Raw genomic sequence first — 23802 nt, 5'->3', positions numbered from 1 at the left:
CTCCTTGTAAAGGTGTGGTGATTTAGAGGTAGAGCGGCAGACCCAGGGCCGGCCAGATGAAGAAGGCGAAGCCGGCAATGAGCGCTGCGTGGAGCGGTGCCAGCCAGGCCGAAAGCTTGAGAAGGTCGGACGGGGTGTAGGTGGGGCGGCCGTCAATGGTGGCAAAGAGGGCTACCGGCTTAGCGCTGGAAGTTAGCGTGTGGCAGAAGCCTGCGGCTGCGGTTGAGATAAAGGCGGCTGCTACCGGGTTGACCCCCAGGGGGATGGCGGCGGTGATAATCAGGGGGACGAGCACAGCCGAACGGGCAGAGCGGGACTGAATCACCAGGTGGGCCACCGTCGAGAGGGCAATGACGAGAAGTACAAAGGCTGCCGCGCCACTGCGTCCTAGCCCTGAAACCGGGGCGAAGATTGACTCTGCCAGCCAGGTCGCTGCCCCCGACTCCGAGAGAGCGGTACCGATGGCCAGGGTTGTGGCCATGAAGATGAGCATGGGCCAGGGAGCCTTTTTGAGAGCAGCAGCCAGCTTGACCGAACCGAAACGGGGAGCGCTGGCAGCCAACGCGCCGAGCACAGCCACAATCACCGGGTCTACCCCGTGAAAGGACTCTGTACACCAGAGCAGAATCGCAATGCCGAGTACCAGCGCGATGTTTTTCTCTGCCTGGGTGAGGGGGCCTCGCACAGGAGTGCTGCCTTCGGATTCGAAGTCTGCCAGGTCGATATGGAGTTTTGCCGGGGCGTCATCGCGGGTGGGGAAGAGGATGAAGACCAGCTCGGTGACCAGGAGTGAGGCAAGCAGGCCTAGACCCGAGCCCAGAATGATCCATTCGAGGAAGCCGATGGTTTCTAGCCCGTAGGCCACCAGGATTTCGGCGGTGACCAGGTGGGCACCTGCACCGATAAACGAGGCAACCGCTGAGACCAGGATGGTGGAGGGCGCCAGGATTCCCAGGGCCTTGACCAGCTTGGGGCGGTCGGGCATAGCTTCTGCCATGGCCAGGTAGATGGGCAGGGCGAGGGCTGCTCGGCCTGAAGGTGAGGGGACTAGGTAGACGGTCAGAAAGAGGGCTAGGTTGTAGAGGTGGGCGAGCTGGCGCGGGGTGCGGGCCAGGGCCACAAGTCGGGCGGTGAGACGGCGGGTGAGACCTGAGGCAGTCAGAGCCTGGGCCATCACCACAGCTGCCACCAGCAGCCAGACAGCCGAAGTGCCCAGTGAAGCGGTGAACTGGTCGGTGCTGATAATGCCGGTCAGCACCAGAGCTACCGCAGCTGCGAGTGAGACGTAGGTGTCTGACAGCGGGCTGAACACCCAGGCCCAGATTGCCAGGATGAAGATGGCAAGGGTGAGGGCGCCCTCAATGGAGAGCTCGGTGGAGGTCATCCCGGTGACGGTAGTAGCACCGATGAGGAGCACCGCAACGAAGAACGAGATGAGTAGCTTACCGGTGATGAAACTGGGCTTGACGATGGTCAGCGGCGCGGTATCTACTGCCGGTTCGTGGGCAGGTGCATTGGTTGATGAATATAGAAGTTTCATACGAATCGGTACCCTGCCCCTCGGACGGTGGCGATATAGTCATCACCAATTTTTTTGCGGAGTGCGCGAATGTAGACGTCGACGATGTTGGAGTTAGGGTCAAAGTCCATGCCCCACACCTGGCCCAGGAGCTGCTCGCGCGAGAGCACCTGGTTCTTGTGCCTCATAAAGGTCTCAAGCAGGGCGAATTCACGGCTGGTGAGTTCAGCGATAGTGCCGTTGACGGTGACCTGGCGGGTCAGCACGTTGAGCTCAAGGTTGCGGTGGGCCAGGGTCGAGGCGTTATTTTCTTCGCGGTTGGTGTCGAGCAGACGCAGACGGATGCGGGCTAAGAGCTCAGCGAACTGGAAGGGCTTGGTCATGTAGTCGTTGGCGCCGTTTTCAAGACCTTCGAGGGTGTCTGAAACGGAGTCACGGGCGGTGAGCATGATGATAGGGGTGGTGATGCCTTCAGCCCGCAGGGACTTCATGATGGTAAAACCATCCATACCGGGAAGCCCCACATCGAGGATGATGAGGTCGAAGTCGCTGACCTTAGCCAGGGCGTAGGCTGAGCGGCCTTCGTCGATGAGGGTTGAGGTGTAGCCTGCTGATTTCAGGCCCTTGACGATGAAGGACGAGATGCGCGGGTCATCTTCAACAATCAGGATATGGCTCATGGCGGGGCTTCTTTCTGATGGTGCGGTCGGGTCTAAGAGTTTTATTTGGTCCAGCTGGGGTAGCGTACGCTGGAGACGCTATCTGCTAGGGCATCGGTGTCGTCCTTACCGCTATCCGCTGCGGCAGCTGCTGGCAGGGTGATGCCGAAGATAGCGCCGATGCCATCGTCCGGCTGGGCAATCCAGACGGACCCCTCGTGGGCTTCTGCGATGGAGCGGACGATCGCCAGCCCCAGCCCGGCCCCCACGGAGTGCTTCTTGGCGGTGGCGGGGTTCTTGGCGTTGTTGCGCTTGAAACGTTCAAAGAGGGTAGCCGCGTCTTCTTCGCTGACGCCTGGGCCCTGGTCTCGGACCCAGAGCTTGAGTTCGCGCTGGGGGCCGGTTCCCTCGAAGGTCGAGCCGATGGAAATGGTGGTTCCTTCGGGGGAGTACTGGGCGGCATTGGCGCAGAGCTGCACCATGGCCTGGGTGATGCGCTGTTCATCGAGGTCAGCTTCACCTTCGGCGATGTCGGAAATCATCCAGCGGTGGTCGGTGAAGGCCTGTACCTTTGAGTCGAGAGTAATCATCAGGTCTGCGACATCTACCGGGTGCGGTGAGACAAAGTCCGGACGCTCTGACTTAGCTAGGGTGAGCAGATCCGATACGATTCGCCCCATGCGTTCTAGCTCATCGTCGACTAGCTGCAGGGTTTGGTCCTGTTCTTCGGTGCGGTCCATGAGCTCAAGGTGACCACGCACGATGGTGATGGGGGTGCGCAGCTCGTGGCTGACGTCGTCCATAAACTGGCGTTCAATCATGGCTGACTCCTCCAATCTGTCTAGCATCTGGTTAAAGGTGCGGCCCATGGCGGCCACATCATCATCGCCTTTGACGGCGACTCGACCTGAAAAGTTTTTATCGTTGATGGCTTGGGCTACGGTGCGAAGGCTGCGGATGGGCTTGGTGATGCGGCCTGCGACCAGCCAGGCAATGACCAGGGTGGCTACCAGCCCGCCGAGGCCTACCCAGATCATGGTGACGATGGTGTGCTGTACAGCATCGAGTTCAGGCTGGATATATTCCACAACGATCAGGTGCCCGGTTTGGGTCCCAGCATCGGTGTTGAGACTGACGTGAACTTTGCCCCAGTGCACCGGGCCTGCCGGGGTCTGCTCAATCCCCGACGTCCGTTCATACCCTGTGATGAGGGCTAGTAGGTCTTGGTCCTGGTGGAGCCTGTAGCCGGTTTCTTCTGCGTAGTCCTGCTGTTCATCGATGATGATGACCTGGTTGCTGGTAACGCCAATGAGCTGCTCTGCGTAGCCGGTGAACTGGCGGGACACAAAGGCTGTGAGCAACTGGTCCAGATCTTCGAAGGGGGCAGCGGTGGTGGGGTCTACACCGAGCTCAGCAAAGGTGCGGAACTCTGAGATTTCGCTTTCGGTACTTGCTGCGGCGTTGGTGCCGACCTCGCTGATGAGGATCTCGCGAACCGTGAAGATGAGGCCTGTGATGATAAAGGCTGTCACCAAAACCATCCATGCGACAATGCGAAGTCGTACCGACCCTGTGCGTTGGTTGTTCAGGCGGGAAGAGTCGCTAGAACGCCGCTTGGCCCACAGCTTGGTGAGAGGGTTAGTCATCGTCGCCATCGTCATCGACCTCGTAGTCATCATCAAAGTCATCGTCGTCGGCAGGTGCGGGGGCGGGTGCCGGTGCCTGTTCTACCACGACGGGTGCCGGTGCAGGTGCGGGAGCCTGCTCGACTACAACAGGGGCAGGGGCCTGCTCAACCACTGCGGGGGCCGGGGCTTCAACGATAGCCGGCGCCTGCTCGGCGGGGGCTTCTTCAACCGGGGCTGCTTCCTCAGCCGCTGGCTCTTCGGTGGGCTCAGGGCTGGGGCTCTCGCTGCTAGCTGACGGCGAGGGGGTTGCAGAGGCGGACGCTGACGAGCTGGGGGAGGTGGTGCGGTCGAGGACGATGGGGTCTACCTCGTCACCGAGCTGGCCGCGGAAGCTCATCAGTAGAGCGAGAGCAGCGACCATTCCAACAGCTGCCAGGAGCAGGATTCCGAACATGTATTTCTTGAGCATGTTTCTAGTGTGGCAGTTGTCTTTAAAGGTTCTGTGAGTATTCCATTAAGGTTTTTTCATTTTTGGGCGCGCGTTTCTCTTGCTGGTTCCGGGGCGGCGCGCGATGATAGTAGCGCGTATCACTGGCCGATACGTTTTGCATAATTATGTTTGAGTGTGCATAATTATTTATAGAACCTGCGGGGACCTCCCGCCCCTGAACGTAATATCTCAAGGAGCACCATGAAAGAGCGCATCGTCCTGGCCTACTCAGGCGGTCTAGATACCTCAGTTGCCATCGGCTGGATCGGCGAAGCAACCGGCGCAGAAGTTATTGCCGTTGCCGTTGACGTAGGGCAGGGCGGCGAGGATCTTGAGACTATCCGCCAGCGCGCCCTCGACTGCGGTGCCGTTGAAGCCTATGTGGCGGATGCCCGCGATGAATTCGCCAATGAGTACTGCATGCCGGCTCTCAAGGCCAATGCCCTCTACATGGACGCCTACCCCCTGGTATCGGCTGTGTCCCGCCCCGTCATCACCAAGCACCTGGTAGCAGCAGCCAAGCAGTTCGGCGCCACCACCGTTGCCCACGGCTGCACCGGCAAGGGCAATGACCAGGTCCGCTTTGAGGTCGGCATCCAGACCCTGGGCCCCGAGCTCAAGTGCATCGCTCCCGTGCGCGACCTGGCCCTGACCCGTGAGAAGGCCATCGACTACGCAGAGAAGAACAACCTGCCGATCGTCACCACCAAGAAGAACCCCTTCTCCATCGACCAGAACGTCTGGGGCCGCGCTGTTGAGACCGGCTTCCTCGAAGACATCTGGAACGGCCCCACCAAGGACGTCTACGACTACACCGACGACCCCACCTTCGCTCCTACCCCCGATACCGTCGTCATCTCCTTCAAGGAAGGCATCCCCGTTGCTATCGACGGCCAGGCAGTTACCCCGCTTGAAGCTATCGAGATTATGAACCGCCGCGCAGGTGCCCAGGGCATCGGCCGCATCGACATCGTTGAAGACCGCCTGGTCGGCATTAAGTCCCGCGAAATCTACGAGGCTCCCGGCGCTATGGCTCTCATGGCTGCCCATAAGGAACTCGAAAACGTCACCATCGAGCGCGAGCAGGCCCGCTTCAAGAAGATCGTTGGCCAGCGCTGGACCGAACTGGTCTACGATGGTCAGTGGTTCTCACCGCTGAAGAAGTCCCTGGACGCCTTCATCAACGACACCCAGAAGATGGTCAACGGCGATATCCGCATGGACCTGCACGGTGGCCGCGCCGTTGTTACCGGCCGTAAGTCAGAGACCTCCCTCTACGACTTCAACCTGGCCACCTACGATGAGGGCGACACCTTCGATCAGTCCATGGCCCGCGGCTTCATTGAGCTGTTCGGCATGTCCTCCAAGGTCGCTTCAGCCCGCGACCAGCGCCTGGGCCTCTAAAACTAGCCCCGCTTCAGCCGCCCAACCCCGCGCGTCCTTACCCCACGAGAAGGTAAGGACGCCGGCGGGCGGCTTTTGCCTTACCCCGCACGATTTTCCCAACCCCGCAAAGGTAAAACTATGTCAGCTGAAAAGCACGGTACCAACGATGGCGCTCTCTGGGGCGGACGCTTCGCAGGCGGCCCCTCTGAGGCTCTTGCCGCCCTGTCGAAGTCAACCCAGTTTGACTGGCGTCTAGCGCCCTACGATATTGCAGGCTCCCGCGCCCACGCCCGTGTGCTGGCTAAGGCCGGTCTGCTCACCGACGATGAGCTCACCGGCATGATTGCAGCCCTTGACCAGCTTGAAGCCGACGTCCGTTCTGGCGCCTACACTCCGGCGGAGTCGGATGAGGATGTGCACGGTTCCCTCGAAAAGGGCCTCATCGAACGTGCCGGTGCTGAGCTGGGCGGTAAGCTGCGCGCTGGCCGCTCCCGCAACGACCAGATTGCCACCTTGGGCCGCATGTATCTGCGCGATCACGCCTCCATCATTGCTACCGGCGTCATGGACACCATCGATGCTCTGATTGCCCAGTCCGAGGCTCACCCCTACGCCCCCATGCCCGGCCGTACCCACCTGCAGCACGCCCAGCCCGTCCTGCTCTCCCACCAGCTCCTGGCCCACGCCTGGGCCCTGTCCCGCGACCTTGACCGTTTGCTGGACTGGGATAAGCGCGCCGCTGTATCCCCCTACGGCTCCGGGGCGCTCGCGGGCTCTTCCCTGGGGCTGGACCCCGAAGCTGTAGCCGCTGACCTGGGCTTCAACTCAGCAACCCACAACTCTATCGACGGCACCGCCTCCCGCGATGTCTACGCCGAGTTCGCCTGGATTGCCGCCATGATTTCGGTAGACCTCTCCCGTATCTCTGAAGAGGTTATTCTCTGGGCAACCAAAGAATTCTCCTTCGTAACCCTGCATGACTCCTTCTCCACCGGCTCATCGATCATGCCGCAGAAGAAGAACCCCGATATCGCTGAACTTGCCCGCGGTAAGGCCGGCCGCCTGATTGGTGACCTCACCGGTCTGCTGGCAACGCTGAAGGCTCTGCCCCTGGCCTACAACCGAGACTTGCAGGAAGATAAGGAGCCCGTCTTTGACGCCATTGACCAGCTGGAGGTCCTGCTGCCCGCAGTCTCCGGCATGATTGCCACCCTCACCTTTAACACCGACCGACTGGCTGAACTGGCCCCCCAGGGCTTTGCCCTGGCGACGGACGTTGCCGAGTGGCTGGTGCGCGAGGGCGTGCCCTTCCGTGTAGCCCACGAGCTGGCCGGTGAGGCTGTACGCGTCTGCGAAGAGAAGGACTGCGAGCTGTGGGACCTGACCGACGAAGACTACCTGGCCATTTCCCCGGCCCTGCACGCGGGCGTCCGCGAGGTACTCACCGTTGAAGGGTCGCTGAATTCTCGTAGCGCCCAGGGTGGCACTGCCCCGTCCGCTGTCGCAGCCCAGCTGGAAACGCTCAAGAGTGAGCTAGAACCTGCGCGTGCTTTCGCGGCCCGCCCCCAGGTCATTTCTTAGGGGCCGGGGTAAGACAAGAAGGAAGGGACTTGGCCCAGAGAATTTCTCTAGACCAAGTCCCTTCCTCCTTGTTCTCCACTATTTATTTGTCACCGTGAAGGGTCACAAAGTCAATGTATTTCCGGTGACCGGGGACGTGCTCAGTGACGTCAACATTGATTACTCGAGGGTGCTCCTGAGAAAAACCTCTAAAGCCTGCTGCTGTCTTGCCGAAAGACCCAACCTTATACAGTTTTCTCAATACCTCATCGTTGAGTGAATGATAGTTGAAAACTATGCCGTTGACGCCGTTAGCAAGAGATTCGGTCGCGGTGTTAGCAGGGTAGGCGGCACCGAGGAGATGCACACCAACGACCGGTGTCTGCTCATCACCGTTGGCAAGAGCAGCTGCAGCGGTTGCCATCAAGGCACCGCCAAGGCTATGGCCGATGAGGATAAACCCGTGCTGATGTTCAGTTCTTGCAAGGATGGAGGCAAGAGCAGAGCCTGCCTGCTTGGCTCTGTTTGAAGCTGTGGTCCAAGGGTTGGTAACCAGGCCCAGGGCCGCATTTGCTGCCCCTAGCCCGCCGAGGTTTTTTGCGGCTCGTTTGATGCCCTTAGCAGCAAGCCCCTGTAAGCCCAGGCCGCCAACACCACCAAGACCGCCCATGCCCAGGTACACGCCGAGGTCCTTGAGCTCCTTGGCACCCCAGTAAACCCTGTAGACGGGGTTGTTGGGGTATTCGGTGTCGATTACGCGCTTCCACCGGGCCCACTTCTGGTCATCTTCGGTGGTGAATCCAGAGGCGAAGACTACTGCTGGGCCCTCCCCACCACGGATTGATTCGATGTTGAATGAAGAATCCTTGGACATATAGGCCGATGCGACTCTCATACCGGCAACACCGCCAAGTCCGGAGCCGATTGCGGTAATAACGATCTGGCCACCGGCCATACCCATACCGCCTGCCGCAAGGGAACCACCGCCCAATAGTGCAAGGCCGTGGTTCGCAGCGGCAACGCCATGTAATCCCTTTGCAACGCCAACAGCTGCGCCGATACCGGGGGCCGCAACGTAGGCAAAAGGAATCGCAAGGCTTGCGACGGTGGCAATGGTTGCCCCTCGCTTCGCTACCTTTTTGATATCAGACTTTTCGTACTCAAACAGGGTGTCCCAATGAGAAAGGTCGCTGAGGGTTGCTTTTGCCCGTTCGAAACTGGGTATCTCGTGAGTGTGTTCAGCACACAGAGGAAGCGAAGCTGCCCTCATGCCTGTGCGTCCATAACCTCTGAGGGCGAAGTGCGAGCACCCGGGAACTGAACAACCCACTGTAACCACGTTGCAGTTTTCGCAGACGAAGGCACCTGTCCAGGTCCTCGGGGTTGCTAGTTCCTGATGGTGGGTAAATTCAACACAGGCAGAGCAGTAAGCCTCGTGGAAGCTGTCCTTTTTGGGTCCGAAGGCTAGAAGCTCAGCTAGTTCTAGGAGAGTTTCTTCTGCCTTTTTGGTGTCTTTCCGGAGATTGGCTAGCTTTTCTTCATAGGTCTTTTCAGCAGCTGAGTCGTCCTGGAAATTCGCGTGCTCTTCGTCTGCAGTTTCTTCCCACCGGGGTAGAACATCCTCAGCCGCAGCTTTTTGCTGAGCTTTTTTGTGGATAAGGTAGTCAAAGAATGCAGCTTTAAAAAGGCTATTGTGGATGAAGAATGCATCGCCAGTGAATTGGGGATCTGAGCTTTCGCCCTCCCACATTATGTTGATTGCGGTTGAGGGCGGTACTTGGAGTTCAGCGCTTGCGCCCTCTATTCCCTCGTTTTTGAAGAGCAGGCGTGTTTTTCTGTAGATGGTCGAATTCATTATTACCCTTTAGTGAGTAGCTGGCAGTGCTAGGTTGGTAGTTCCAGCTTACTGACGTAAGAGCGAGCACTTTAACTTCTTGACTATAATTTGGTCACTATTAATAACCAATATGCTATGCGTATACTAGCTGGTGACGTTTTTTGCGTATGAGCGCAACCACTGATGATTGAAGGCGTAACCCTGTCCATGATTAAGCCCGTTGATTCTTCCTTGCCCCTTGAGAAGCAGATTCCTGCTGCCTGCGCGCAGATTCAGGACTACCCCAAGGAGGGCATCCTCTTCTACGACGTGACCACCCTGTTCGCTAATCCGCAGGTGTTCCGGGCGTCCATGGAGGAGCTTGCCCGCCGTTTCGAGGGCCAGTTCGATATCGTTGCCGGTGTTGAGGCGCGTGGCTTCCTGATGGCCTCTGCTATTGCCTACATTGCAGGTACCGGCGTTATGACCGTGCGCAAGGCCGGTAAGCTGCCGCGCGATACCTACATGAAGGAATACTCCCTGGAATACGGCCAGGCTGCGATTGAGATCCATAAGGACGATATCCCGGCAGGTTCGCGGGTGCTGATTGTTGATGATTTGTTGGCTACCGGCGGCACCCTTGAGGCGGCCACCCATCTGATGGAGATGGCTGACCTGAAGGTCGCCGGTATTGGCGTGCTCCTGGAGCTTGAGGGCCTGGGCGGACGCGAGATCCTGGCCGGCCACCGCCTGGAGGCTCTGTCGCTGGTCGCTGAATAGAGAGAGCCTTTACCGTAGTACCCCGGTTTTTGTGCATGTACCCCAGTTTTTACCTGGGGTACATGCACAAAAACCGGGGTATTTTGCCTTCTAGGTCTTAGGCCGGATTATCTGAAGAAACCCTCCCAGTGTTTTGGATAAACTGGTGGTATCACTGTTACCGCACACACATTTTGAGGTTTTCATGGCTAGTAAGCTCCTTGTTTCCTGTACGGCTGTTGCTCTGCTTGGGCTGGTTGCCTGCGGCTCTAACGGCAACCAAGCCGAACCTAGCGAATCGCCCACCACCACGGTTTCTAGCTCAGCGAGTGCATCGGTTTCTACTTCCTCTACGACTTCTGCGCCAGAAGTAGTCAGCAGCTCTGCTGCTGCGTCAGATGAGGAGGAAGTTTTGGCTGAGGCTTCATCTTCTGCACCATCTGAAGACTCTGACCCAATAGCATCTCCCGGTACAAACTGTGGTTTTACAAGTGATGACGGATATGAGTTCAGTCCACGCACATATGTATTTGGGGGTCCTGTTAGCTGTAAAGAAGCCCTTGACACGGTTCGAGAGTATTGGGAAATTCGAGTTGCTACCGGTGCTGACTGGACGCAGACTTTCAGCGTTGGGAACTATAGCTGTACTGGAAACGAACGAATGAGCCCTGTTACCGGTACAACGGTAAGGTGTATTGACCCGGTAAACGGTGGCTATATTCACGAACGTTTGGGTGTAGAACCGATTCCTGGCTATATCGCTGAGCCTGATTCATTTTATGTTGGGCAGAAGGACTCTGATTTCTACTACGCGTGGTCTGCTGATATTACATCAGGCACTCTGGCTTGTGGCACACAGTCTGGAACAGAAGTAACTTGCGAAGTCATTCAGCGAAATCCTGAGGCCAGCGGATATCTGAAGACATGGAAAGTTGTGTTTGGATCAACTGGGGAAATAGATATATCAGAGGGCGGTACACAGGATTCTTTGGCCGGTTTGTACAGTGCTCAGCCCCTAGATATCGGTACGTCTCTGAACTTTATCGGCCTTTCCTGTCAGCCTCAGTCTACAGACATGATGCGTTGCTTGGGAGATAATGGCGCAGGTTTCACCATTTCACCTGACGGCGTGACCCAGCCTTAGCAGCATTTCTGTGCGGACGCCCGCCCCTTCCCTTGCTAGGGGAGAGGGCGGGCGCCCTTTCTTTTTGCCCTAGTGTACGGGTAGAATGGAGGGCTTGAATTTTCCGCGATGAAGGGTTCCCTCTTGACTGAGAACACAACCGCAACCGGTGAGCAGACTGCCGCTGAAAAAGCCTATGAGGCCCAGCTGGCAGGAGAACGAGCTTACGTGGCTAAGCTATACGCCCGCCTTGATGAGCTCCGAGAGATGAATGAGAAGAAGCTCAAGAGCACCCGTAAAAACCAGGCGGTTGGTAGCCACCAGAACCGTTCAGAGCGTGATGCCTACGCCCAGCACTATGAAGACCGCCTGGCCCAGTACAACGCGGTTGACCACCGCCTAGCCTTTGGCCGTCTTGACCTCGATGACGAGGCTATCCGCTACATCGGCCGTATTGGCCTGGCGACCGAAGACCATGAGCGCCTGCTTATTGACTGGCGCGCCCCCGAAGCGGGTACTTTTTACCAGGCCACAGCCTTCAACCGCCAGGGTGTGCGCCGCCGCCGCCACCTCATGCTTGAGCGTCGCGAGGTCACCGGCTTCGAAGATGACGTGCTCGACTCAGCCATGCTCGATGAGGGGGATGAGAACCTGCACGGTGAAGGTGCCCTGCTGGCTGCCCTCAACCGTAAGCGCACCGGCCGTATGGGCGATATCGTTGCCACTATTCAGGCGGAGCAGGACGCCATCATCCGCGCCGACCTGGCGGGCGTCCGCGTCGTGCAGGGCGGCCCCGGTACCGGTAAGACCGCTGTTGCCCTGCACCGCGCTGCCTACCTGCTCTACACCTTCCGCGAGCGTCTGAATAACGCCGGTGTACTGGTCGTTGGCCCATCCGCCTCCTTTATGTGGTACATCGAGCGTGTTCTACCTTCACTGGGTGAAACCGGCGTGGTCATGTCGTCTCTTGCAACCCTGTACCCGGGTATCAAGGCCGTACCCGAAGCCGACCCCGCTGTTGCTAGGGTCAAGGGCGATTTACGCATGGCCGAGGTTATCAAAAAGGCAGTAGCCGACCGTCAGAAAGTACCGGCCAAGCCCGTGAAGATGTATGTGGACTCTACCGCCATCGAGATGACCCCCGGCATGGTCAAGCACGCCCGCAACACGGCGCGTTCAACCGGCAAACCCCATAATGAGGCTCGGGAAACCTTTGTGAAGGTGCTCCTCAAAGAGCTCACCGTCCAGCTCAACGAAAAGCTGGATACCGCCGCTGGCCACGCGGTTGACCGCCCCTACCTGGAAGATGACGTTCGCGGGTCCCTGGACGTCCGCCGGGCCATCAACCTGGCTTGGATGCCCCTGTCACCCGAGACCCTGGTGCGCTCGCTGTTTTCCAAGCCAGAGTACCTGCAGAGCGCAACCGCCGGCGTCCTGACCGATACCGAACGCGATACCCTAGTCCGCGCCGCTAACCTGCCCTTTACCGAGTCCGATGTGCCCCTGCTTGATGAGGCAGCTGAGCTGCTGGGTGATTTTTCCAAGGTCGCCGGTGCCGGGGCTGCTGCCCGCGCTGAGGCTGCCCACCAGGCTAACCTCGAAAATGCGCGTAAGGCTCTGGAGAACGTGGATCAGCAGCTGGCCGATATGGGTGTCGATGGTGTGGTCACCGCCGAGCAGATTGCCGAGCTGAACGAGGAACGCGGCGAGCGTATGACCGCCGCCCGCGCTGCCCAGGCTGACCGCACCTGGGCCTACGGGCACGTGGTAGTTGACGAGGCCCAGGAGCTTTCCCCCATGCAGTGGCGCCTGCTCATGCGCCGCTGCCCCATGAAGTCCTTTACGATTGTTGGCGATATCGCGCAGGCATCTTCGGCAGCAGCGTCGCAGTCCTGGGCGCAGGCTCTTGAGCCTTTTGTGGGGGAGCGCTTCACCCTGGACGAGCTGACCGTCAACTACCGCACCCCCGCCCAGATTTCGGACGCCGCCGTTCAGGTTGCCCGTGCCGCTGGTCTGGATATCTCTGCCCCCCGCGCCGTGCGCGAGGGCAAGTGGGCGCCGTCCGCCCGTATCGTGGGTGAGGACGGCCTCTACCCGGCTGTGGTGAGCACCGTCAGCGATGAGCTGGAGCAGGGCGCCGGCGGCCTTATCGGCGTGATTGTCAGCGAGGAACGCTACCGCGAGACCGCCCTGGCAATTGCTGCCGAGCACAAGGGTAAGCTGGGCACCTCGGCCTCTGCCCTGGAACACCAGGTACTGATTCTGACCCCCTGGGAAGCCAAGGGTCTAGAGTTCGACACCGTGATTATCGTTGAGCCTGCCGACCTGGTGCGTGCAGCTAACGGTTCGGTAGGCGACCTGTATGTCTCCATGACCCGCCCCACCCAGCGCCTGCACCTGCTCGCTTCTCATGAGCTGCCCGCGGGTATCGCCCCTACCGAGTAGCCTGCACGAGAACCCGTAGCGCAAGGACGCTCCCACCCCCCCTTCCTGCCCGCGGGCAGGGAAGCGGGGGAGGGGCGTCCTTTCTCTTTCTCTCAATCAGAGAACACCGGAAGTGCCCGCTGCCCGTCCCGGCGGTGAACTGGTACCTTTGTAGAGGTGGCTTTGCCACTGCTTTTTGTTCATTACTAACCATGGAGTAACCGTGTCTGAAGAGACTCTTGCAGCTCAGCACAACGATGATTCCTTCGAGAATATCTGGCAGGAATTGAAGTGGCGTGGCTTTGTGCACGTCAGCACCGATGAAGAAGCCCTTGAGAAGGCGCTGGCTGAAGAGACCGTGAACTTCTATATCGGTTACGACCCCACCGCAGCTTCCCTGCACCTGGGGCACCTGGTCCAGCTGCTGCTGATGCGTCGCCTGCAGCTGGCTGGCCACCGCCCCTTCGGCCTGGTTGGCGGTGCTACCGGCCTGATCGGGGATCCCCGCCAGACCTCTGAGCGTGTGCTCAACTCCCGCGATGTAGTTGAGGGCTGGGTAAGCCGTCTGCGCGGCCAGATTGAGCGTTTCTTGTCCTTTGAGGGCGAGAACGGGGCCCAGATGGTCAATAACCTGGACTGGACCAGCGAACTGTCTGCCATCGATTTCCTGCGCGAAATCGGTAAGAACTTCCGCGTGGGCACCATGATTAAAAAGGAAATCGTGGCCAAGCGCCTGAACTCTGAAGAGGGCATCTCCTACACCGAGTTCTCCTACCAGATTCTGCAGGGCAATGACTTCCTGGAGCTTAACCGCCGTCACGGCATCACCTTGCAGTGTGGTGGCTCTGATCAGTGGGGCAACCTGACCAGTGGCACCGAGTTGGTCCGCAAGGTGACCGGTAAGTCTGTGCACGCCCTGGGCACCCCGCTCATTACTAACTCTGACGGCACCAAGTTCGGTAAGTCTGAGGGCAACGCTATTTGGCTCGACCCCGAGATGTGCTCCCCCTATGCCTTCTACCAGTTCTGGCTGAATACTGCTGACGCTGACGTAGCTGACCGTCTCAAGGTCTTCACCTTCAAGACCCGCGACGAAATTGCTGCCCTACAGAAGTCTGTGGAAGAAGAGCCCTTCAAGCGCCTAGCCCAGAAGACCCTGGCCTATGAAGTGACCTCTCTGGTACACGGTGTTGAAGCTACCGAAAAGGTAATCGCTGCTTCTGAGGCTCTCTTCGGCAAGGGTGATTTCGCTGCCCTGGACGAGGCCACCCTCAAGGCCGCTACCGCTGAGCTGCCCCACGCTGTGCTTTCAACTGACCAGCTGGACATGGTGACTGTGCTGACCGAGACCGGCCTTTCTGCCTCTAAGTCCGAGGCCCGCCGCACACTTAAGGAAGGCGGTGCAGCAATCAACAACATCAAGGTACAGGGCGAGGACGCCGCCCTCACCGATTCCGACCTGCTTCTCGGCAAGTACGCGGTAGTTCGCCGCGGCAAGAAGAACATGGCAGTTGTTGAGGTTGCCCAGTAAGTTCTGTTGTTGAAAAGCAGGCTCGCGCTCGCTGCGAGCCTGCTTTTCCTTTACCTTGTAGACATGCCTCAGCAAGAACAGCTATTTAGCTATTTGCCCTGGTCAGAGAGGTGAAAGCGAATGAAACCGGAGACAGGGCAGGGTGAGGTTTTGCGAGGCTAGGAAAGTTTTTCAAAATATTTTTGAGAAAATTTAACCCGCTGTTTACTAGGGGAAACATCTTCGTTTGGGTGGGTTTAGGTGGTGTTTTGAGGGAAAAAGAGCCCTGTTCGGGTTGCATGCTTCAAAAAACCTGCGTAAAGTATAACGAGTCGCTGAGGCGCGGGGAACCGGCCGAAAGTGAAAAATAATCGAATAGTGCACCACAAGTTGAGTCGATAAAGACTCCCAGGGAAAGTTGATTGAACTGGTTTTCGGGTTTGAAGCTAAGGCTTTGAAGTAAAGAAAAGAGCTTGTGGTTATCGTCACGCTCTAACGAGTTGCGATGATGAAAAAAGCATTATAGACTGTATGAGTTGCCTAAACGGGTAACACAAAAACTGAGAATGACCGATACGAAACACCGGCCAACATCTGGCTAGGGTTGAGAATGCGGTTTGTTGCTTGAAAACTCAATAGCGTACCAATGTTATAAATAACATTCTTATCGTCCACACTACACACTAGTGTTCACACATGAACACCAGGTAGTGCGGAAATTGAACTGATACCAAATATTTATACAACAACACCATAACCATGTTGTGGTGTTTGAATTTGATAATCAATTGGTTTCAGATTCGTCAGCTCGAACCACACCACCCCGTGGTGAATGGTTCGCTAACAATCAGAGACCAGGATCATCAACTACTTCATTTTTTCAACGGAGAGTTTGATTCTGGCTCAGGACGAACGCTGGCGGCGTGCTTAACACATGCAAGTCGAACGATGAAGCCCAGCTTGCTGGGTGGATTAGTGGCGAACGGGTGAGTAATACGTGAGTAACCTGCCTTTAACTCTGGGATAAGCCTTGGAAACGAGGTCTAATACCGGATACGACCAGTTCCCGCATGGGATGCTGGTGGAAAGGGATATGTACTGGTTTTAGATGGGCTCACGGCCTATCAGCTTGTTGGTGAGGTAACGGCTCACCAAGGCGACGACGGGTAGCCGGCCTGAGAGGGTGACCGGCCACACTGGGACTGAGACACGGCCCAGACTCCTACGGGAGGCAGCAGTGGGGAATATTGCACAATGGGCGCAAGCCTGATGCAGCGACGCCGCGTGAGGGATGACGGCCTTCGGGTTGTAAACCTCTTTCAGCAGGGAAGAAGCGAAAGTGACGGTACCTGCAGAAGAAGCGCCGGCTAACTACGTGCCAGCAGCCGCGGTAATACGTAGGGCGCGAGCGTTGTCCGGAATTATTGGGCGTAAAGAGCTTGTAGGCGGTTTGTCGCGTCTGCTGTGAAAGCCCGGGGCTTAACCCCGGGTTTGCAGTGGGTACGGGCTAACTAGAGTGCAGTAGGGGAGACTGGAATTCCTGGTGTAGCGGTGAAATGCGCAGATATCAGGAGGAACACCAATGGCGAAGGCAGGTCTCTGGGCTGTAACTGACGCTGAGAAGCGAAAGCATGGGGAGCAAACAGGATTAGATACCCTGGTAGTCCATGCCGTAAACGTTGGGCACTAGGTGTGGGGGACATTCCACGTTTTCCGCGCCGTAGCTAACGCATTAAGTGCCCCGCCTGGGGAGTACGGCCGCAAGGCTAAAACTCAAAGAAATTGACGGGGGCCCGCACAAGCGGCGGAGCATGCGGATTAATTCGATGCAACGCGAAGAACCTTACCAAGGCTTGACATATACTGGACCGCTCTAGAGATAGAGTTTCCCTTCGGGGCTGGTATACAGGTGGTGCATGGTTGTCGTCAGCTCGTGTCGTGAGATGTTGGGTTAAGTCCCGCAACGAGCGCAACCCTCGTTCTATGTTGCCAGCACGTAATGGTGGGGACTCATAGGAGACTGCCGGGGTCAACTCGGAGGAAGGTGGGGATGACGTCAAATCATCATGCCCCTTATGTCTTGGGCTTCACGCATGCTACAATGGCCGGTACAAAGGGTTGCGATACTGTGAGGTTGAGCTAATCCCAAAAAGCCGGTCTCAGTTCGGATTGGGGTCTGCAACTCGACCCCATGAAGTCGGAGTCGCTAGTAATCGCAGATCAGCAACGCTGCGGTGAATACGTTCCCGGGCCTTGTACACACCGCCCGTCAAGTCACGAAAGTTGGTAACACCCGAAGCCGATGGCCTAACCCGTTTGGGAGGGAGTCGTCGAAGGTGGGATTGGCGATTGGGACTAAGTCGTAACAAGGTAGCCGTACCGGAAGGTGCGGCTGGATCACCTCCTTTCTAAGGAGCTTCAACAATAGTTGAGCCACGCCGGACGCGAGTGTCGTTTGGGTGGTTTGCTCATGGGTGGAATGTTAGTTCAGGTACTGTGCTTACTCTTTGGAGTTGGTGCTGTGTGCTGATAAGGATTGTGTGTAATGTTGGTGCGCTTTTGGGTTTTGAGGTAACAAGCCATTAGGGTTTGTTGCTCTCAGGTTCCCGGCATGAGAGTAGTGGTCAGGTTTTCTCCTGGTTGCCTCGAGTGGTATCGGGTTGTTGTTTGAGAACTGTATAGTGGACGCGAGCATCTTCGAATTTATTTGAAGAAATCTCAATTCAATTTTTGGATTGTGTTCTTTTGATACTTTTGATTTTGTACTTAGTTAGTCAAGGTTAATATCTTTGATTTTATCTGTGTGTAAGTTATTAAGGGCACACGGTGGATGCCTTGGCACTAGAAGCCGATGAAGGACGTGTGAATCTGCGAAAAGCCTGGGGAAGCCGATAACAGGGCGTTGATCCCAGGATGTCCGAATGGGGAAACCCAGCAAGCCATCATGGTTTGTTACCACCAGCTGAATGTATAGGCTGGTTGGAGGGAACGAGGGGAAGTGAAACATCTCAGTACCCTCAGGAAGAGAAAATAACTAATGATTCTGTGAGTAGTGGCGAGCGAAAGCGGAAGAGACTAAACCTGTGGTGTGTGATACCGGTTGAGGGTTGCATCATGGGGGTTGTGGGAGTACGCATAACAGTTTCAACCGGCTGTTGACGTGATGTTCTAGCATGTAGGTGAACGCCTTGGGATGGGCGACCGGAGAGGGTGAGAGTCCTGTAATCGTAATGTGTTAGACCGCGTGTGTGCCACCCGAGTAGCACGGGGCTCGTGGAATCTCGTGTGAATCTGCCAGGACCACCTGGTAAGTCTAAATACTTTCTAGTGACCGATAGTGAATCAGTACCGTGAGGGAATGGTGAAAAGTACCCCGGGAGGGGAGTGAAATAGTACCTGAAACCGTGTGCTTACAAGCCGTTGGAGCCTTTTGGGGTGACAGCGTGCCTTTTGAAGAATGAGCCTGCGAGTTAGTGTTCTGTCGCGAGGTTAACCCGTGTGGGGAAGCCGTAGCGAAAGCGAGTCTGAATAGGGCGAGTGAGTGGCAGGATCTAGACCCGAAGCGGAGTGATCTATCCATGGCCAGGTTGAAGCGACGGTAAGACGTCGTGGAGGACCGAACCCACTTCAGTTGAAAATGGAGGGGATGAGCTGTGGATAGGGGTGAAAGGCCAATCAAACTCTGTGATAGCTGGTTCTCCCCGAAATGCATTTAGGTGCAGCGTTACGTGTTTCTTGCCGGAGGTAGAGCTACTGGATGGCCGATGGGCCCCACAGGGTTACTGACGTCAGCTAAACTCCGAATGCCGGTAAGTGAGAGCGTAGCAGTGAGACAGTGGGGGATAAGCTTCATTGTCGAGAGGGAAACAGCCCAGACCATCAACTAAGGTCCCTAAGCGTGTACTAAGTGGGAAAGGATGTGGAGTTGCTTAGACAACCAGGAGGTTGGCTTAGAAGCAGCCACCCTTGAAAGAGTGCGTAATAGCTCACTGGTCAAGTGATTCTGCGCCGATAATGTAGCGGGGCTCAAGTACACCACCGAAGTTATGGCAATCAGTTTTTATGACTGGTTGGGTAGGGGAGCGTCGTGTATCCAGTGAAGCTGCGGTGTAAACCAGTGGTGGAGGGTACGCGAGTGAGAATGCAGGCATGAGTAGCGAATCACGGGTGAGAAACCCGTGCGCCGGATGATCAAGGGTTCCAGGGTCAAGCTAATCTGCCCTGGGTTAGTCGGGGCCTAAGGCGAGGCCGACAGGCGTAGTCGATGGATAACGGGTTGATATTCCCGTACCGGCGAAAAACCGCCCATACTGATATTTTGATGCTAACTGTGAGAAGCCGTTTGTAACCTGCACCTTCGGGTGTGGGAGCTTGTGGTGGACTGCAGGACCCGATTTTTGGAGGTAAACGTATTAACAGGTGTGACGCAGGAAGGTAGCCAAGCCACGCGATGGTTGTCGTGGTCTAAGCGTGTAGGGTATCCGGTTGTTAAATGCGCCGGTGTTGGCCTGAGACGTGATGGGACCCCGTTTGTGGGGGATTTGGTGATCCTATGCTGCCGAGAAAAGCATCGACGTGAGGTTTTAGCCGCCCGTACCCGAAACCGACACAGGTGATCAGGTAGAGAATACTAAGGCGATCGAGAGAATCATGGTTAAGGAACTCGGCAAAATGTCCCCGTAACTTCGGGAGAAGGGGAGCCTTGAGCGTGACCCACCTACGCGGTGGTGAGCGTGTATGGGTCGCAGAGAATTGGGGGAAGCGACTGTTTATCAAAAACACAGGTCCGTGCGAAGTCGTAAGACGATGTATACGGACTGACTCCTGCCCGGTGCTGGAAGGTTAAGAGGATTGGTTAGCCCTTTGTGGGCGAAGCTGAGAATTTAAGCCCCAGTAAACGGCGGTGGTAACTATAACCATCCTAAGGTAGCGAAATTCCTTGTCGGGTAAGTTCCGACCTGCACGAATGGAGTAACGACTTCCCTACTGTCTCAACCATGAACTCGGCGAAATTGCAGTACGAGTAAAGATGCTCGTTTCGCGCAGCAGGACGGAAAGACCCCGTGACCTTTACTATAGTTTGGTATTGGTGTTCGGTGCGGCTTGTGTAGGATAGGTGGGAGACTGTGAAGCATGGACGCTAGTTCGTGTGGAGTCGTTGTTGAAATACCACTCTGGTCGCTCTGGATGTCTAACTTCGGCCCGTGATCCGGGTCAGGGACAGTGCCTGATGGGTAGTTTAACTGGGGCGGTTGCCTCCCAAAAAGTAACGGAGGCGCCCAAAGGTTCCCTCAGCCTGGTTGGCAATCAGGTGTTGAGTGTAAGTGCACAAGGGAGCTTGACTGTGAGACTGGCAGGTCGAGCAGGGACGAAAGTCGGGACTAGTGATCCGGCGGTACGTTGTGGAACGGCCGTCGCTCAACGGATAAAAGGTACCTCGGGGATAACAGGCTGATCTTGCCCAAGAGTCCATATCGACGGCATGGTTTGGCACCTCGATGTCGGCTCGTCGCATCCTGGGGCTGGAGTTGGTCCCAAGGGTTGGGCTGTTCGCCCATTAAAGCGGTACGCGAGCTGGGTTCAGAACGTCGTGAGACAGTTCGGTCCCTATCCGCTGCGCGCGTTGGAAATTTGAGAAAGGCTGTCCTTAGTACGAGAGGACCGGGACGGACGAACCTCTGGTATGTCAGTTGTACCGCCAGGTGCATGGCTGATTGGCTACGTTCGGGAGGGATAACCGCTGAAAGCATCTAAGCGGGAAGCCTGTTTCGAGATGAGATTTCCTGGTGGTTTTTGTGCCACGTGAGGATCCCTATAGATGATGGGGTTGATAGGCCAGGTATGGACGCGGGGAATGCCCGTGGAGTTGACTGGTACTAATAGTCCGAAGGCTTACACTTTTATGACTGAGTTTGTTTGTTGTTTGCGTCCACTGTATGGTTTTGAGATAACAACCCTGTTGGGTTTGTTATTGCTGCCCCTGCTTGTGTGTGGGGTGGTCATCGTTGGTTTACGGTGGTTATAGCGAGAGGGAAACACCCGGTTCCATCCCGAACCCGGAAGTTAAGGCTCTTTGCGCCGATGGTACTGCACTGGTGACGGTGTGGGAGAGTAGGTCACCGCCGGTTTTTGATTGGGATACAAGAAGAGCCTGAGCTTTATAGTTCAGGCTCTTTTTGTTTATGGCTCGGAGCTATCGCTCCGAGCCATTTTTTGTTTTAAAGCTACAGGTAAGCGCGGAGCTGTGTGCCTGAAAACGCACCGGTAAGACCAGGCAGCCCCTACGCAAGGTACCCCAAGCCAGATAGACTAGAACCTAGCATTAAAAACAGGGCAGAAAAGAGCCCAACCCCCACCACAAACACCATAGAGGAGCTCACTTGGCTGAATACTCACGTAACCACTCAGATAAAAACCGCGGTGGCTACAAGAAGAACAACGACCGTAACTCCTCACGCCCCTACCGCAGCGACCGCTCCGACCGTAACGAGAGCGGCTACACCAGGCGCGAGGGCGACCGCCCCTTCGGTGACAAGAAGAAGCCCTTTGATAAGAACCGTGGTGGCGGAAAACGTTTCGATGACCGTAAAAATAACGGTACCGGTCGAGGTGAGCGTTCTTTCGACCGCAAGGGTAACGGCCCCCGTAAGAACTTTGACCGCGACCAGAACAAGCGTGGTGGCTATCAGGGCGACCGCAAGGACCGCAACTTTAGCGGTGAAGCGAAGAACCCCAGCGGTGACTACCGTCCGTCAAAGAATGCACCCGAGATCGACACCGACGTCACCGGCAAGGAACTCGAAAACTGGACCCTGCGTGCCCTGCGCCAGCTAGAAGCCCAGAACGCAGACACCGTAGCCAAGCACCTGGTCATGGTCGGCCGTTACCTCGACATCGACCCCGACTTCGCCCTAGAACACGCTGTTGCTGCCTCAAAGCGCGCAGGCCGAATCGGCGTCGTCCGCGAGGTCGTCGGTATCGCAGCCTACGCTGCAGAGGACTTTGAACTGGCCCTGCGTGAACTGCGCACCCACCGCCGTATCTCGGGCTCCAACGAGCACCTCGCGCTGCTCGTAGACTGCGAGCGTGCCCTGGGGCGTGTCGAAAAGGCCCTGACCCTGGCTGAAGAAGCGAAGAACGAAGAGGTACCTGCGGCCGTCCGCTCTGAGGTCGCTATCGTTGTCTCCGGTATCTACAGTGACCAGGGCGAGCTGAAGAAGGCTCTGAAGGCCCTTGAGATTCCTGAGCTGAACCCCAAGCGTGGGTTCGACTACTCACCCCGCCTCTTCAATACCTATGCTGAACTGCTGGAGCAGGACGGACGTAGTAAGGAAGCAGCTCGCTGGGCCCGTCTTGCCCTGATGACCGAGGCCGCTCTAGGCCAGGGCGACTTCGTTGAACCTGAAATCTTCGATATCTTCACTGAGCAGGACCTGCTTGAACCCGAAGAACCCTCCGTTGACCTTGAAGCTGCTGAAGCCCAGGCACCGGCTGCTGAGACTGTAGAGGCAGACGCGGAAGCAGACGCTGCTGAAGCCGCCGAAACTGAGGCTGTCGATGCAGTAACCTCCGAAGAGCCTGAAGCCAGCGAAGACGGCGCCCTTTTTGAGGTCGACGAAACCCTGACGACCACTGAAACCGTAGTAAGTGAAGACCAGGCAGAGGAAGAAGCCCTCTTCGAGCTGTCTGCTGAAGCTGCTGAGGAGGACCGCGACTAATGCTGCTGGCAGCCCACGACGCTATTCTCTCTGACCTTGACGGTGTAGTGTATGCCGGACCCCTCGCTATTGAAGGAGCCCCGGAGGCTCTGAACAGGGCACAGGATGCCGGGGTACCGGTAGCCTTCGTGACCAACAATGCCTCGCGCAGCGTCCAGGCCGTTGCTGATCACCTGGTGGAACTCGGCGTCAACACCGATGCCGACCATGTGATTAGCTCAGCCCAGGCTGCTGCTGAGCTGCTGAAGGCCCAGCTCCCTGCGGGGGCTAAGGTGCTGATTACCGGGGCGCAGGCTCTCGCCGATTGCGTAGCGGCTGCCGGGCTAACCCCCGTCAATAGCCAGGCTGATGAGCCGGTAGCTGTGGCCCAGGGCTTCAATCCCAAGATCGTGTGGGAAGATCTCGCTGAAGCCGCCTACACACTGGCCGATGAGAAGGTGCTGTGGGTTGCCTCGAACACCGATTTCACTATCCCGAAGGAACGTGGCATCGCCCCCGGTAACGGCACCCTGGTGGGGGCTGTAGCGACGGCTACCGGGCGCACCCCGCAGGTAGCTGGTAAGCCGGAGTCGCCTATTTTCGTCACCGCCGCCCAGAAGCTGAACTCTCAGCGTCCTGTGGTGGTGGGTGATCGCCTAGATACCGATATCCAGGGTGGTAACCGGGCTGCGATGGCGACGGCCGTGGTCATGACCGGGGTGGAGACCTACCAGAGCATTCTGGCGGCTATTCCGGTGGAGCGCCCCACCTATATTCTGGAAGATCTCGCCGGTTTCTTTGAGGACTACCCCCAGATTCAGGTGCAGGCAACCGCAACAGGTATGAGCGCCCGGGGCGCAGGCTGGTTCGCTGAGGCAACCGACACCGAACTCACCATCACCGGTGAGGGTAGCGAGATTGATAGCTGGCGTGTGGCCTGCGCAGCCTGGTGGGCTGCCCACCCCGATGCGTCCGCCCCGGTGTCTCCTAGCCAGGTGCACCGTGGCTAAGGGCGCGGACGGGAGCGCCCAGAGCCTCGAAGAAAAGGCCGTTTCGGGGCTACCGACTGAAGAAGCCGAGGCCCTTGACCCCGAGTTCGAGGCGGCGCTGACAGCTGCCCTGGCCCTGGACGCCACCGAACGCATCGAGAAGCTGGGCCAGCTGGCGTCCGCCCTCAAAGAAGACCTAGATTCAAGCCGCTAGAGCCGAGTGCGGAGCGGGAAGGAAGAAC

Annotated in this window: 14 protein-coding genes and 3 rRNA genes; 12 read left to right on the top strand and 5 right to left on the bottom strand. The window is 57.3% G+C overall.

Annotation, left to right across the window (positions count from 1 at the left end):
* Positions 1-22: 22 nt before the first annotated feature.
* From ACEE43_RS04985 to ACEE43_RS04970, 4 genes are read right to left on the bottom strand one after another with little or no spacing between them, the layout of a single operon-like run.
* Positions 23-1540 (bottom strand): SLC13 family permease, encoded by a 1518-nt coding sequence (locus ACEE43_RS04985; protein ID WP_449107805.1) that lies wholly within the window; start codon positions 1538-1540, stop codon positions 23-25.
* Positions 1537-2199: a response regulator transcription factor gene (locus tag ACEE43_RS04980; RefSeq protein WP_449107804.1), complete on the bottom strand. Its 663-nt coding sequence runs from the start codon at positions 2197-2199 to the stop codon at positions 1537-1539. Before ACEE43_RS04980 ends, ACEE43_RS04985 begins: the two co-directional genes overlap by 4 nt.
* Positions 2200-2240: 41 nt before the next feature.
* Positions 2241-3824, bottom strand: coding sequence for a sensor histidine kinase (locus ACEE43_RS04975; RefSeq protein ID WP_449107803.1), 1584 nt, complete (start codon positions 3822-3824; stop codon positions 2241-2243).
* Positions 3817-4275, bottom strand: coding sequence for a hypothetical protein (locus tag ACEE43_RS04970; RefSeq protein WP_449107802.1), 459 nt, complete (start codon positions 4273-4275; stop codon positions 3817-3819). Before ACEE43_RS04970 ends, ACEE43_RS04975 begins: the two co-directional genes overlap by 8 nt.
* A gap of 222 nt (positions 4276-4497) precedes the next feature.
* Here ACEE43_RS04970 and ACEE43_RS04965 point away from each other — a divergent pair, with 222 nt between their 5' ends.
* Both ACEE43_RS04965 and argH read left to right on the top strand, forming a co-directional pair.
* On the top strand, positions 4498-5700 hold the full coding sequence (locus tag ACEE43_RS04965) for an argininosuccinate synthase (RefSeq protein ID WP_135011410.1): 1203 nt from the start codon (positions 4498-4500) through the stop codon (positions 5698-5700).
* A gap of 120 nt (positions 5701-5820) precedes the next feature.
* Positions 5821-7263, top strand: coding sequence for an argininosuccinate lyase (argH, locus tag ACEE43_RS04960; protein ID WP_449107801.1), 1443 nt, complete (start codon positions 5821-5823; stop codon positions 7261-7263).
* Positions 7264-7345: 82 nt separating this feature from the next.
* Here the strand turns inward: argH and ACEE43_RS04955 are convergent, their stop codons facing one another.
* Entirely contained in the window at positions 7346-9097 is a 1752-nt protein-coding gene (locus tag ACEE43_RS04955) for a DUF726 domain-containing protein (RefSeq protein ID WP_449107800.1), read from the bottom strand.
* Between the two features lie 189 nt (positions 9098-9286).
* On the opposite strand from ACEE43_RS04955, the gene ACEE43_RS04950 reads away from it, so the two are divergent.
* From ACEE43_RS04950 to ACEE43_RS04905, 10 genes are all read left to right on the top strand, one after another.
* The gene (locus ACEE43_RS04950) at positions 9287-9838 is read left to right on the top strand and encodes an adenine phosphoribosyltransferase (RefSeq protein WP_237212092.1); all 552 of its coding nucleotides are present in this window, start codon (positions 9287-9289) and stop codon (positions 9836-9838) included.
* Between the two features lie 184 nt (positions 9839-10022).
* On the top strand, positions 10023-10961 hold the full coding sequence (locus tag ACEE43_RS04945) for a hypothetical protein (protein ID WP_449107799.1): 939 nt from the start codon (positions 10023-10025) through the stop codon (positions 10959-10961).
* 123 nt (positions 10962-11084) lie between these two features.
* Entirely contained in the window at positions 11085-13385 is a 2301-nt protein-coding gene (locus tag ACEE43_RS04940) for a HelD family protein (RefSeq protein ID WP_449107798.1), read from the top strand.
* A gap of 202 nt (positions 13386-13587) precedes the next feature.
* Positions 13588-14895 (top strand): tyrosine--tRNA ligase, encoded by a 1308-nt coding sequence (gene tyrS, locus ACEE43_RS04935; RefSeq protein ID WP_449107797.1) that lies wholly within the window; start codon positions 13588-13590, stop codon positions 14893-14895.
* Between the two features lie 859 nt (positions 14896-15754).
* Positions 15755-17282 (top strand): 16S ribosomal RNA (locus ACEE43_RS04930).
* Between the two features lie 395 nt (positions 17283-17677).
* Positions 17678-20774: ribosomal RNA gene (locus tag ACEE43_RS04925) — 23S ribosomal RNA — on the top strand.
* Positions 20775-20885: 111 nt separating this feature from the next.
* Positions 20886-21002, top strand: a 5S ribosomal RNA gene (rrf, locus tag ACEE43_RS04920).
* The 16S, 23S and 5S rRNA genes sit together here, the layout of an rRNA operon.
* A 252-nt stretch (positions 21003-21254) precedes the next feature.
* A complete protein-coding gene (locus tag ACEE43_RS04915; RefSeq protein WP_449108294.1) occupies positions 21255-22592 on the top strand; it encodes a hypothetical protein in 1338 nt (445 codons plus the stop codon).
* The gene (locus tag ACEE43_RS04910) at positions 22592-23581 is read left to right on the top strand and encodes an HAD-IIA family hydrolase (protein ID WP_449108295.1); all 990 of its coding nucleotides are present in this window, start codon (positions 22592-22594) and stop codon (positions 23579-23581) included. Before ACEE43_RS04915 ends, ACEE43_RS04910 begins: the two co-directional genes overlap by 1 nt.
* Positions 23574-23774, top strand: coding sequence for a hypothetical protein (locus ACEE43_RS04905; RefSeq protein WP_449108296.1), 201 nt, complete (start codon positions 23574-23576; stop codon positions 23772-23774). The genes ACEE43_RS04910 and ACEE43_RS04905 overlap by 8 nt, the downstream gene beginning before the upstream one ends.
* The last annotated feature ends 28 nt before the right edge of the window (positions 23775-23802 follow it).

Source organism: Rothia sp. 11254D007BW (assembly GCF_053548195.1).
Note: the sequence above shows the minus strand (reverse complement) of the source record. Positions and strands in the feature narration are given on the sequence as shown.

Bases quoted from the DNA above. Each gene is read 5' to 3' on its own strand.
- ACEE43_RS04985 (WP_449107805.1), bottom strand. From the start codon at position 1,540: ATGAAACTTCTATATTCATCAACCAATGCACCTGCCCACGAACCGGCA.
- ACEE43_RS04980 (WP_449107804.1), bottom strand. From the start codon at position 2,199: ATGAGCCATATCCTGATTGTTGAAGATGACCCGCGCATCTCGTCCTTC.
- ACEE43_RS04975 (WP_449107803.1), bottom strand. From the start codon at position 3,824: ATGACTAACCCTCTCACCAAGCTGTGGGCCAAGCGGCGTTCTAGCGAC.
- ACEE43_RS04970 (WP_449107802.1), bottom strand. From the start codon at position 4,275: ATGCTCAAGAAATACATGTTCGGAATCCTGCTCCTGGCAGCTGTTGGA.
- ACEE43_RS04965 (WP_135011410.1), top strand. From the start codon at position 4,498: ATGAAAGAGCGCATCGTCCTGGCCTACTCAGGCGGTCTAGATACCTCA.
- argH (WP_449107801.1), top strand. From the start codon at position 5,821: ATGTCAGCTGAAAAGCACGGTACCAACGATGGCGCTCTCTGGGGCGGA.
- ACEE43_RS04955 (WP_449107800.1), bottom strand. From the start codon at position 9,097: ATGAATTCGACCATCTACAGAAAAACACGCCTGCTCTTCAAAAACGAG.
- ACEE43_RS04950 (WP_237212092.1), top strand. From the start codon at position 9,287: ATGATTAAGCCCGTTGATTCTTCCTTGCCCCTTGAGAAGCAGATTCCT.
- ACEE43_RS04945 (WP_449107799.1), top strand. From the start codon at position 10,023: ATGGCTAGTAAGCTCCTTGTTTCCTGTACGGCTGTTGCTCTGCTTGGG.
- ACEE43_RS04910 (WP_449108295.1), top strand. From the start codon at position 22,592: ATGCTGCTGGCAGCCCACGACGCTATTCTCTCTGACCTTGACGGTGTA.